7 protein-coding genes, 1 pseudogene and 1 riboswitch are annotated in these 12,354 nt (G+C 65.0%); of the genes and pseudogenes, 3 read left to right on the top strand and 5 right to left on the bottom strand.

From position 1 onward, the window contains the following. Positions 1–66: 66 nt before the first annotated feature. Genes GGR62_RS09350 through ilvC form a run of 3 tightly spaced genes read right to left on the bottom strand, consistent with a single transcriptional unit; the run spans position 67 to position 3,073 of the window. Positions 67–324: an ACT domain-containing protein gene (locus GGR62_RS09350; RefSeq protein WP_184407634.1), complete on the bottom strand. Its 258-nt coding sequence runs from the start codon at positions 322–324 to the stop codon at positions 67–69. Next, positions 308–2,029 carry an acetolactate synthase 2 catalytic subunit gene (gene ilvG, locus GGR62_RS09345; RefSeq protein ID WP_184407633.1) on the bottom strand — a complete coding sequence of 574 codons (1,722 nt, stop codon included), beginning with the start codon at positions 2,027–2,029 and terminating at the stop codon, positions 308–310. The genes GGR62_RS09350 and ilvG overlap by 17 nt, the downstream gene beginning before the upstream one ends. Positions 2,030–2,071: 42 nt before the next feature. After that, positions 2,072–3,073, bottom strand: coding sequence for a ketol-acid reductoisomerase (gene ilvC / locus GGR62_RS09340; RefSeq protein ID WP_184407632.1), 1,002 nt, complete (start codon positions 3,071–3,073; stop codon positions 2,072–2,074). A gap of 644 nt (positions 3,074–3,717) precedes the next feature. On the opposite strand from ilvC, the gene ggt reads away from it, so the two are divergent. Both ggt and GGR62_RS09330 read left to right on the top strand, forming a co-directional pair. Next, on the top strand, positions 3,718–5,427 hold the full coding sequence (gene ggt, locus GGR62_RS09335) for a gamma-glutamyltransferase (RefSeq protein WP_184407631.1): 1,710 nt from the start codon (positions 3,718–3,720) through the stop codon (positions 5,425–5,427). 78 nt (positions 5,428–5,505) lie between these two features. After that, positions 5,506–7,344 (top strand): methyl-accepting chemotaxis protein, encoded by a 1,839-nt coding sequence (locus tag GGR62_RS09330; protein WP_184407630.1) that lies wholly within the window; start codon positions 5,506–5,508, stop codon positions 7,342–7,344. A 9-nt stretch (positions 7,345–7,353) separates the two neighbouring features. Here the strand turns inward: GGR62_RS09330 and GGR62_RS09325 are convergent, their stop codons facing one another. After that, entirely contained in the window at positions 7,354–9,324 is a 1,971-nt protein-coding gene (locus GGR62_RS09325; protein WP_184407629.1) for a prolyl oligopeptidase family serine peptidase, read from the bottom strand. Between the two features lie 289 nt (positions 9,325–9,613). Further along, positions 9,614–9,894 (bottom strand): annotated as a pseudogene (locus GGR62_RS09320) (TonB-dependent receptor plug domain-containing protein); the annotation flags it as partial. A 342-nt stretch (positions 9,895–10,236) separates the two neighbouring features. Then, positions 10,237–10,333: riboswitch (TPP riboswitch) on the top strand. A gap of 114 nt (positions 10,334–10,447) precedes the next feature. On the opposite strand from GGR62_RS09320, the gene thiC reads away from it, so the two are divergent. Then, positions 10,448–12,325, top strand: a complete 1,878-nt coding sequence (gene thiC / locus GGR62_RS09315) for a phosphomethylpyrimidine synthase ThiC (protein ID WP_184407628.1) — start codon at positions 10,448–10,450, stop codon at positions 12,323–12,325. Positions 12,326–12,354: the final 29 nt, after the last annotated feature.

The following is a 12,354-nucleotide window of genomic DNA, read 5'->3' as shown; positions in this document are numbered from 1 at the left end:
CGCACGGCCAATCCGGAAGAAGACACCTCCGGACAGCGGTTTGTTGGTCGTGCGAGGTCGGGGCGTTCATGCCGCGGCCTCGACCGAATCCAGTGCAGTGATCGCCACCGATTCGCAGTCGTACACCTTCTGCAACTGCAGGCGCAGCGTTTCCGGCGGACGGGTGCTGTCCACATCCAGTTGCAGATGCCAGCGGCCGGCATCGTCCGGGACCGTGCCGCCCTGGATGGCGCACGGGCGGAAGCCGCGTCGCTCGGTCATGCCGATCACGCGCACCAGTGCGCCTTCGGCCGACTTCAGCACCAGATCAAGCCGGTAACGCATTGGGCGTCTCCTTGACCGCGTGTGCGGGATTGCTGTCCAGCATGGTGCTGTTGGCGTTGTTGGGTGGCACCAGCGGCCACACGTTGGCACGCGCATCGATGGATACATGCAGCAGGCCGGGGCCGGGCTGCGCCAGCAGCTCGGCCAGCGCCGCATCCACATCGCCACGCGCGATGATGCGCTTGGCGGGGATGCCGAAGACCTGCGCCAGCGCGGCAAAGTCCGGGTTGTCGGACAGATCGATTTCGCTGTAACGCTCGGCAAAGAACAGCTCCTGCCACTGCCGCACCATGCCCAGCGAACTGTTGTCCAGCAGCACGATCTTCACCGGCAGCTTGCAGCGCGCAATCGTCACCAGCTCCTGCACGTTCATCATGAAACTGCCGTCGCCGGAGACCAGCACCACGGTGCGGTCGGGGCAGGCGAACTGCGCGCCCATCGCCGCCGGCAGGCCAAAGCCCATCGTGCCGAGCGCGCCGCTGGTGAGGTGATTGCGTGGGTCATTGAAGCGGCAGTGCTGGGCCACCCACATCTGATGCTGACCCACGTCGCAGGCGATGATGGTGTCGGGCGGGGCCACTTCGCTCAGGCGCTTGAGCAGCGCTGGTGCGTAGATATCGGTACCGGGCGCATCGTAACGCGCGCCGAATTTTTCGCGGTTGGCAAAGCAGCGCGTGCGCCATGCCTGGCAGTTGCCGCGCGCCGCGCTCAAGGCTTTCAGACTGATGGTCACATCGCCGGGTACGGCGATGTCGGCCGTGCGCAGCTTGGAAATTTCATAGGCGTCGGCATCCAGATGGATGACGCGCGCAAACGGGGCGAACTCGCTCAATTTGCCGGTGGCACGGTCGTCAAAACGTGCGCCGACCACCACCAGCAGATCGCATTCCTGGATCGCCATATTGGCCGCACGGGTGCCGTGCATGCCCAGCATGCCCAGGTAGTCCGGGTGTGCATGCGGCAACGCACCCAGGCCGCGCAAGGTCAGCGCGGTAGGCACGCCGGTGGCTTCGACGAAGTGTCGAAATGCGTCCACCGCGCCGGCCAAGGCGATGCCGCCGCCGCCGTATACCACCGGGCGCTCGGCACTGGCGATGGCCGCCAGTGCTTCGGCCAATTTCGCGTCCGCCGGTGCCGGTGGCGGCAGCACCGCCGCCGGCACGTGGTCGGGTAGATGCGCCGCATTGGCAATCTGCACGTCCTTGGGCAGGTCGATCAACACCGGCCCGGGGCGTCCCTCGCGCGCGATGCGAAACGCCTCGCGCACGATTTCCGGAAGCTCCTCCACCCGCCGCACCAGAAAGCTGTGTTTGACGATCGGCATGGTCATGCCGAACACGTCCAGCTCCTGGAACGCATCGGTGCCCAGTAACGGCGTGGCGACCTGGCCGGTCAGGCACACCATCGGCACCGAGTCGAGCATCGCGTCGGCGATGCCGGTGACCAGATTGGACGCGCCCGGGCCGGACGTGGCCACGCACACGCCGACCCGGCCGCTGGCGCGGGCGTAGCCGTTGGCGGCGAGCGCGGCGCCCTGTTCGTGACGGACCAGGATGTGCTTGAGCCTGGAATCCACCAGGGCGTCGTAGAACGGCATGATGGTGCCGCCCGGATAACCGAACAGCGTTTCCACGCCCTCGGCTTCCAGGGCCTGCGTCAGCCAGCGCGCGCCGTTGCGGGGCGTGCTGTGTGCGGAGGTGTTCATGCGTTGCGGACCTTCGGTGTTAGCGGTGGGGGTGCGGCGGCATTACGCCGCTTGTTGATTCGCAGGTGCGGTGGCGGCCTGTTGTTCGCCGTTGAGCCACACCATCTTGGCGCGCAGCTTCTTGCCCACTTCCTCGATCGGGTGCTCCAGATCGGCCTGCTTGAACTTGGTGTAGTTCGGCAGCCCGGCGTCGTATTCGGCCACCCAGTTCTTGGTGAAGGTGCCGTTCTGGATATCGGTCAGCACGTCCTTCATGCGCGCCTTGGTGCTGGCGTCGATCACGCGCGGGCCGCTGACATAGTCGCCGTATTGTGCGGTTTCGGACACGAATTCGAGCATGCGGGTGATGCCGCCTTCGTAAAACAGGTCCACGATCAACTTCAATTCGTGCAGTACTTCGTAATACGCGATTTCCGGCTGGTAGCCGGCTTCCACCAGCACTTCGAAACCGGCCTGCACCAGCGACGAGGCGCCGCCGCACAGTACCGCCTGCTCGCCGAACAGATCGGTTTCAGTTTCTTCCTTGAAGGTGGTCTTGATGATGTTGGCACGTGCGCCGCCCAGGCCGCCGGCATAGGTCAGCGCGAACTGCTCGGCCTTGCCGCTGGTGTCCTGGTAGACCGCGTAGATGCACGGCACGCCGCGGCCGATTTCGTATTCGCGCCGCACCAGCGCGCCCGGGCCTTTCGGCGCGACCAGCACCACGTCCAGATCGGCGCGCGGCTTGATCATGTCGAAATGCACGTTCAGGCCATGCGCGAACAGCAGGCAGGCGCCCTGTTTCATGTTCGGGGCGATGACCTCTTCGTAGAGCTTCTTCTGCACCATGTCCGGGGTCAGGATTGCGACCAGGTCGGCGCTCTTCGCCGCTTCGGCCGGCGCCACGACGGTGAAGCCGTCGGCCTGCGCCTTGGATTCGGTCGGGCCACCGGGACGCAGGCCGACGGTGACGTCGAAGCCGGAATCGCGCAGGTTCAAGGCATGGGCGCGTCCCTGGCTGCCGTAGCCGATGATCGCGATTTTCGGTTGGATGTCGTTGCTCATGGAGTAGTCCTTGCGGGGTTGGCAGTGGGAAAAAGATCAGCGGGCAGCATCAGCGGCTGGCCGGCCGAGCAATGCGGGGATGGACGATGACACCGGCGATGCAGGCACAGCACCAGCGCAGCGGTCGGCGCGGCTGGGGCAGATGACGGCGATGTCAGTGGTGTGGTTCATGTCATTCGAAACTTTTGGTTGTCCCTGAAAAGCAAAACCCCGCGCCGTTGCCGGTGCGGGGTCTGATCGAAGCCTTGTGTGTCTGTTGCCTACACGAAGTCTCGTCCCGCACCGGTTGGCGAGGTAATAAGTACGAGCACAAGAAGCGACGCTGCCGACACGCCGACAGGCGCGGACATCGGGGCATTCGAGGTGGTGTGGCGTTGCGGCATGGATCCGAGATAACCATCGTCGCCAGTGGGGTGTCAACCCTTGCGGGTGAAACGGCTGCAGAGACAGGCAGCCCATTGCGCGAAGCCGCGTGGTGACAGCATGGTTACTGCTGAAACAGGATCGGCGCTGCGTGGAAACAGACAACCCAGGTCACCCATTGCGCGGGATCTGCCATGCCCAAAGGCGTGGATCGAGCGACCTGGCATGTCCCGCTGGTATGGTTGGCGACTTACAAATTGCGTCTTGGGGGCCTTCCTGTCATGCGTCGCGTAACTGTCTTGTTGGTGTCTGCCCTGGCGCTGCTCGCGCCACCTCTCGGCGCCGCCGATCGCATCACCGGGCAGCCGTTCGCCACCCGTTCCGAAGTCATCGCGCCGCATGCGATGGCGGCCACGTCGCAACCGTTGGCCACCCAGATCGCGCTGGATGTGATGAAGGACGGCGGCTCGGCGGTGGATGCGGCGATCGCCGCCAATGCCGCACTGGGGCTGATGGAGCCGACCGGCAATGGGGTGGGTGGGGACCTGTTCGCCATCGTCTGGGATCCCAAGACCAGCAAGCTCTATGGCTACAACGGTTCGGGCCGCTCGCCCAAATCGCTGACGCTGGCCGAGTTCCAGCGGCGCGGGTTGAAGGACATCCCGCCGACCGGCCCGTTGCCGGTGTCGGTGCCGGGCGCGGTGGATGGCTGGTTCGCGCTGCACGCGCGTTTCGGTCGCAAGCCGATGGCACAGAATCTGGCGCCCGCGATCCGCTACGCCCGCGAAGGCCATCCGGTCGCCGAGACGATCGCCTATTACTGGGACCGCTCGGTGCCGCGTCTGTCGCAATACCCGGGCTTCAACGAGCAGTTCACCATCGACGGGCATGCCCCGCGCAAGGGCGAGCTGTGGAAGAACCCGAACCTGGCCAATACGCTGCAGCAGATCGCCGACGGCGGCCGCGATGCGTTCTACAAGGGCGCCATCGCGCGCACCATCGGCACGTACTTCAAGGCCAACGGCGGTTTTCTCAGTTACGAGGACATGGCCAGCCACCACGGTGAGTGGGTCGAGCCGGTCAGCACCAACTACCGTGGCTACGATGTGTGGGAATTGCCGCCCAACAGTCAGGGCATTGCCGCGTTGCAGATGCTCAACATCCTGGAGGGCTACGACTTTTCCAAAATCCCGTTCGGCTCTGCCGAGCATGTGCATCTGTTCACCGAAGCCAAGAAGCTGGCCTTCGCCGACCGCGCGCGCTTTTATGCCGACCCGGCGTTTCAACCGGCGCCGTTGGCAAAGCTGATCTCCAAGGACTACGCCGCACAACGTCGCGCGCTGATCTCCATGGACAAGGCACTCAAGGAAGTGCAGCCGGGCACGCCCAAGCAGTTGGAGGAGGGCGACACCATCTACATGACCGTGGCCGATGCCGACGGCATGATGGTGTCGTTGATCCAGTCCAACTATCGCGGCATGGGCAGCGGCATGGCGCCTCCAGGGCTGGGCTTCATCCTGCAGGACCGCGGCGAGATGTTCGTGCTCAAGAAGGATCACCCCAACGGCTATGCGCCGGGCAAGCGCCCGTTCCAGACCATCATTCCGGCCTTCGTTACCAAGGACGGCAAGCCGTGGCTGAGCTTCGGCGTGATGGGCGGGGCGATGCAGCCGCAGGGGCATGCGCAGATCGTGATGAATCTGGTGGACTTCCATATGAATCTGCAGGAAGCCGGCGACGCCCCGCGCATCCAGCACGAAGGCTCCACCGAGCCGACCGGCCAGGCGACCGCGATGAGCGATGGCGGCGAACTCAATCTGGAAACCGGCTTCTCTTACGACACCATCCGTGCGCTGATGCGCAAGGGCCACCGGGTGATCTTTGCCGATGGCCCCTACGGCGGTTACCAGGCCATTGCGCGCGACCCGGTCAACGGGGTCTATTACGGCGCGTCGGAAAGCCGCAAGGACGGACAGGCGGCCGGCTATTGAGCAGCCGGCGCCTGCCCACTGCTGCAGATATCCGCATGCCATGCCGCTAATGGTTCGACTGGGTTCGGAGAACTCCTAATGACTGCGATGCAACCGTCTGATCTGCCGCCGCACACGGATGCGGCCGTGCTGCCCGATGCACCGGTCGCCTTGTTGCGGTTGTCTGCCGATGCCTGCGTGGTGGCCTGCAATCGTGCCGGCCTGGACCTACTGGGCAAGACCGCGCGCGAGTTGCAGGGCGCGCCCGCGCAGGTGCTGTGGGGCCTGGATGCGGCCGATTTGAGCGGCGAAGAGGGCGTATGGGCCGCACCGGGCGACGACCCGGCCAGGCGCGTGCGCTATGTGCGCGATCGTGCGCATGGCGGCTGGATGCTGTCGCTGCCGCATGTGGAAACCGCCATCCTGCTACGCGAAGCGACCCGGCTGGCCGACGACAGCCTGCCGGTGCCGATTTCGCCACTGCTGCAGCCGTTGGTGGCGCGACTGCAGGCCGAACACGACGATCGCACCGTGCTTGAGCGCACCACCGAGGCGCTGGCCGGGTGCGAGCTGGACCTGTCGTTGCCGCCCGCGCTGGCCGAGACCGACATCGGCCGTCGTCTGCAGGCTGGCTTCGGCAACCTGGCCGAAGCGATCCGGCAGGCGGTGGCGTTGTCGGTGCAGATCGCTGCCGAAGTACCGCCGCTGGTCGCCGAGAACGACGAGATGGTGCGCCAGTCGCAAGCGCAGACCGTGGCGCTGGATGGCGCACGCACGGCAGTGGAGCGGTTGTCGTCGAACCTGCAGGACGTCAACACCGAGCTGGCGCAGGTCATTGGGCTGGCCGCCAGCGCCGATGACAGCGCACGTCAAGGCGTAGCTGCCGCACATGCCCTGGGCCAGGCCATGCATGAAGTGGAACGTCGCGCTGCGCGCGCCGGCGAAGTCATCGAAGTCATCGATTCGGTGGCGTTCCAGACCAATATTTTGTCGATCAACGCCGGCATCGAAGCGGCGCATGCCGGCGATGCCGGGCGCGGGTTTGCGGTGGTCGCCACCGAGATCCGTCGCCTGGCCGAGCGCGCCGCTGCAGCAGCCCGCGACGTGCGCGCGATTCTGGCCGAAACCAGTGCCGCAGTGGGCGAGGGCGCCGCCTCGGCACGTGGCACCGAGGCGGTGCTTCAGGGCATCACCCACGTGCTCGGCCAGGCCAGCGGCGCGATGACGGCGGTGGCCGGGCGTATCCAGGCGCAAGATGGCGAGATTCGCGGTATCGAGCGTGCCGTGGAGGGTGTGGTCGCGTTGGGGCGCAGCAATCTGCAACACGCCGCGCATGTGGCCGAACGCAGCGAAGCGCTGGAGCGTGGCACCGAAACACTGCGCGATTGCGTGGGCCTGTTCCGCCTGCCGCCCGACCCGCTGCACGTGCCCCGGCATGCCCGGGTCAAGGAACTGGCCGTGGCCACCGCCGGCCGCATCGGCGCCGCATTGGCGCAGGCGATAGCGCGCGGCCAGATCGATGAAGCGTCGCTGTTCGCACGCACCTATACGCAGATCCCCGGCGTGGAGCCACCCAAGTTCAGTACCGACTTCGATGCGCTCTGCGATCAGGTCTTGCCGGCCTTGCAAGAACCGTTGCTGGAGGCGCATCCGTGGATCGTCTTCGCCATTTGCGCCAATCCCGATGGCTATGTGCCCACCCACAATCTGCGTTTCACCCAGCCACTGACCGGCGACGCCAAGCGCGACCTGGTCGGCAACCGCACCAAGCGCAGGTTCACCGACCGCGTCGGCCGCAGCGTCGGTGCGCACACCGACCCCTATCGTCTGCAGGTCTACCGCCGCGACACCGGGCAAATCATGTTCGACCTGTCGGCCCCGATCTTCGTCGGCCGCAAGCACTGGGGCGGCTTGCGGGTGGGCTATACGCTGGAGTAGGTGCCGTCGTTACTGCGCCGCAGTAGATGCCGCAGCGGAGGGCGGTGTCGCCGCGCTCCCAAGCTGTTCGCCCAGAAAGCGTTCCAGGGTGCGATAAAACGTCACCTGGTTGGCGTCCTTGTAGAAGCCGTGTCCTTCCTTGGGAACGGCCATCCATTGCGGCGCATTGCCGCTGCGCGTCAGCGCCGCGCGCAAGCTCTTTGCCTGGGCAAATGGTGCGCGCTCGTCTTCTTCGCCGTGTACCAACAGCACCGGCACCTTGATGCGATCGGCCAGCATCACCGGTGAGTGGGCGGCCAGTTCGGCAGTGTCATGGCCGATGGCGCGCTCCAGATAATTCATGCCGTAGTCGCTGCGATTGATGTCGCCCTTGCTGTACATCATTTGCAGATCGTAGATGCCTGCAACGCCGACCGCGCAGCGGAACAGTGTCGGCGCCTTGACTTGCACCATCATCGCGGCATACGCACCGAAACTGGCGCCGTAGCTGCAGATACGCGTCTGATCGGCGAGCCCCTGGCTCACCGCCCAGCGCACGCCGTCGATCAGGTCATCCTGGATACGTTCGCCCCACTGGCGATAGCCCAAGCGCTCGAACCGGTTGCCACGGCCAAGCCCGCCGCGGTAATTGACCTGCAGCACCAGATAGCCGCGGCTGGCCAAGAACTGCGCGTCGGTATCGAACGCCCACCCATCTCCCTGCGCATGCGGGCCGCCGTGCGGCAGCAGGATCATCGGCAGCCGTACGCCATCGGCAGCGGTGCCGGGGACGGTGAGGACGCCGTCCAGGATCAAGCCGTCGCGGGCCTGGAACGTCACCATGCGACGCTCGCTCATCTGCGCCGCCTGCAATGCAGTGCGTGCCTTGATGACAAGTTTCAGCGTGTTGCTCGGCCGGTCGAAGATGTACCAGGCCCCGGCATCGCGGTCGCTATAGGCCTTCAGCAGCAGGACATTGCCGTCGGCGGTGAAATTGATGAAGTCCACGTACTGGCCGGCCAGGGTCTGGCTCAGGCTCCGGTGCAGTTGCGTCTCGGTAGTGTCCTGCTCGAAGTAGCGCAGCGTCGGCCGGCCCGGTCCGAGCCGAGCTGCGAACGGCGTCTGCGGCGCCGGCCCCCATTGCAGATCGTCCACGCTATAGAACGGGTCTGACGCCAGCACGCTGCGTTGCTGTCCATCGGGATCGGTGGTTACCAGGACCGCAGGGCCATCCGCCTCGGTGTACCAGCCATAGAGCCGACCCGGCTGCCGCGCAAATGCGATCGGGCGCCAGTTGGCCTGGACCTGGGGCATCGGCGACCAGCCATTGCCCGCACGGCGAAACAACAGCGAGTTGTCGTCGTCATCGGTGCCGTAGGCGTATTGCGCCACGCCATCGTGATCGAGTACGAACCGCAGGTCGGGGACGTCGATGTCGGCCATCAGGCGATGGGTGGTGGTGGTGGTGTCGACGTCGTAGAGCATCGAGTGGCGCGACCCAAGCGACAGGCGGCGCATGTAGAAGTGACCATTGCGGCGACTCGGCAGGCCTTCGATATAGCCGAATCCGCGCTCCAGTCCCGCATTGCGTGTGCTCTGCAGATACCCGTAGACGTAGCGCTGATTGGTGCCATCCAGGTCGGTGGCGATGATCTCGCCCATCGGGGTGGGTTCTTCCAGCGAGCCGAGCTTGCGCCCCTTGCCGATCACCAGACGACGGTCGCTGACCCAGGCAATCCGTACCGGCAGCTCATAGCGCGGCAGGCGCAGCATCGTGGTCGATTGCATGTCAGCGATCCGGTAGACCACCAGTGCGTAGTTGCCGTCCCCCAGCTCTGCACTGACCGCCAGATGCTTGCCGTCGGGCGACATGGAGGGCGAGGAAATCGGGCCCGATTCGACGAAGGCCTCGACAGGCGGCGGGGAAGCCGCCATCACACCACCCGCCAGCAGCGCCAGCAGTGCCGCTGCGGCCCAAGCGCATCGTTGCATCCCGTGCATCTGCATCGTCCATTGGTCATTTCACGGAACCATAACGAAATGCGGGTGGCGATGACAAGCGAAAAAAAGCCGCCGAAGATCGGCGGCAGGGAGAGCGAGCAGTTTCTTGTTGTATTGCCGCCAGATTACCGATGGGGGTGTTGTGGGAATGTCCCCGGATGGCGCTGTCGGGGGCGCCGCGCCAGGCGGCCTGTTGCGTGTCAGCGCTGGCAAAAGACAACGACCTCCTGCGGCAGGCCGTGTGGTCCGCAGACGTGGCGCAGGATCGGGTCGGACGACCGGGGTTCGCCGCATCCTCCTTGACGCTGGACGGCCCGATCACCAGATTGCCGCGCTCGCGGGTGGTACCCACGGTGGTATCGAACGAGCCGCGCTGACCATCGCCCTGGCGTACTGGTCGACATAGGCGTTGACTTCGGCACCATCGAAATCGCTGCGGGTGATGATGTTGACCACGTCGGCGATGGCGTCGGAACCATAGATCGACGAAGCGCCGTCCTTGAGCACTTCCACCCGCTCGACGATCGCCGAGGGCATGGGATTGAGAGCCACCGAGCCGGACAGGCCCGTTGATCTGGCCCTGCGCAGCAGCTGCGTGGGTGACACATAAGCCAATCGCGAGCGCGAGCGAGCCCTTGCGCATGGTCGGGTGGAGCGCCGGCATCGTCATGTGTGCGGCGGTTTCCCGGTAGAGGATGAGCGGCGATGTGGTCCGGGTTGAATGACGCCGGCTGTGCGTGCGGTTTCATCTGCATGGCACGCAGGCTTAGCGAGAATGAGCGAGCGATTTTCGCGACCGGTTTTCGCAAATCGCTACGTTGTTGTGGTTCGGCGCATGCAGTGCGTTCGCAGTGCTGACCGGCAAGACGCGCGTGGACACATGTCCTCGCCGAGTGCGATGTGATCTAATCGCCGCCGAAGTGGGGGTACCGCGATGGCTGCGGTTGAGACAGTCCCTTCGAACCTGATCCGGCTGATACCGGCGTAGGGAAGCTTCGTAAGATGCGATGGTCCGTGCCTGCACGGGGACCTCGCCATTGAGCGCCGCCGCTTCGTCCGCCTGCGAATCCTTCGCAGAGCCAGCGCCGTGGGTGCTGGTTTTCCAGCACACAGGACGAACGCCATGCATGCCGCGCCTACCGTTTTGCAGCAACAAGCCCAGTCGCTGTCCGAGGCTGTGACCCAGCCGATTCCAGGGTCCCGCAAGATCTTCGTGCAGGGCTCGCGCGACGATCTGCAGGTGCCGATGCGCGAGATCGTCTTGACCCGCACGCCCACCTTGTTCGGTGGCGAAGACAATGCGCCGCTCAGTGTCTACGACACGTCCGGGCCGTATACCGACCCGCACGCTGCGATCGATCTTGCCGCGGGTCTGGCGCCGCTACGCGCGCGCTGGATTTCAGAACGCGACGATACCGTGGCGCTGGAAGGCTTGAGTTCCAGCTTCGGGCGCGGCCGCGAGCACGACGCGCGCCTGGATGCGGTGCGTTTCCCCGCGCGGCACCTGCCCCGGGTGGCGCGCGACGGTGCCAACGTCACCCAGATGCATTACGCGCGCCGCGGCATCATCACCCCGGAAATGGAATTCGTGGCGATTCGCGAAAACCAGCGCCTGGATGCGGTGACCGACGCGATCCTGCGCAAGCAGCACCCAGGCGAAGCCTTTGGTGCCGCGATCCAGCAACGCATCACACCGGAATTCGTGCGCGACGAAATCGCACGTGGCCGCGCGATCCTGCCCAACAACATCAATCACCCTGAAAGCGAGCCGATGATCATCGGCCGCAATTTCCTGACCAAGATCAACGCCAACATCGGCAACAGCGCGGTGTCCTCGGGGATTGCCGAAGAAGTGGAGAAACTGGTGTGGTCGATCCGCTGGGGCGGCGACACGGTGATGGACCTGTCCACCGGCAAGCACATCCACGAAACGCGCGAGTGGATCATCCGCAACTCGCCGGTGCCGATCGGAACGGTGCCGATCTATCAGGCGCTGGAAAAGGTCGATGGCCGTGCCGAAGAACTCACCTGGGAGATCTTCCGCGATACCTTGATCGAACAGGCCGAGCAGGGCGTGGACTACTTCACCATCCATGCCGGTGTGTTGCTGCGTTATGTACCGCTCACGGCCAGACGCGTCACCGGCATCGTCTCGCGCGGCGGGTCGATCCTGGCCAAGTGGTGTCTGGCCCATCACAAGGAAAACTTTCTCTACACGCACTTCGAAGACATCTGCCAGATCATGAAGGCCTACGACGTGGCGTTCTCGCTGGGCGATGGGTTGCGTCCGGGGTGCATTGCCGATGCCAACGACGCGGCGCAGTTCGGTGAACTGGAAACGCTGGGCGAGCTGACCAAGATTGCGTGGAAGCACGATGTGCAGACCATGATCGAAGGTCCGGGGCATGTGCCGATGCAGCTGATCAAGGAGAACATGGACAAGCAGTTGCGCGAATGTGGCGAGGCGCCGTTCTATACCTTGGGACCGTTGACCACCGATATCGCGCCGGGTTACGACCACATCACCAGCGCGATCGGTGCGGCAATGATCGGCTGGTTCGGCACCGCGATGCTTTGTTACGTCACGCCAAAGGAGCATCTGGGCCTGCCGAACCGGCAGGACGTGCGCGACGGCATCATGGCCTACAAGATCGCCGCGCATGCGGCCGATCTGGCCAAGGGGCATCCCGGTGCGCAGGTGCGCGACAACGCCTTGAGCAAGGCGCGCTTCGAGTTCCGGTGGGACGACCAGTTCCACCTCGGCCTGGATCCGGAGAAGGCCAAGGAGTTCCATGACGAAACCCTGCCCAAGGACGCGCACAAGCTGGCGCATTTCTGCTCGATGTGCGGGCCGCACTTCTGCTCGATGAAGATCACCCAGGATGTGCGCGATTACGCAGCTGAGCACGGCATGGGCGAAGACCGCGCGCTGACCGCCGGGATGGAGGAAAAGTCGGCGCAATTTCTTGCGCAAGGCGCGCAGGTGTATCGCGCCACCTGACAACACGCGGCATGCCGGCATGCATTGAC

Origin of the sequence: Xanthomonas sp. 3075, from assembly GCF_014197275.1 — a bacterium.
In the GTDB taxonomy this organism is placed as follows: domain Bacteria; phylum Pseudomonadota; class Gammaproteobacteria; order Xanthomonadales; family Xanthomonadaceae; genus Xanthomonas; species Xanthomonas campestris_B.
The sequence above is the reverse complement of the archived record's forward strand: the minus strand, read 5'-3'. Positions and strand labels throughout refer to the sequence as shown.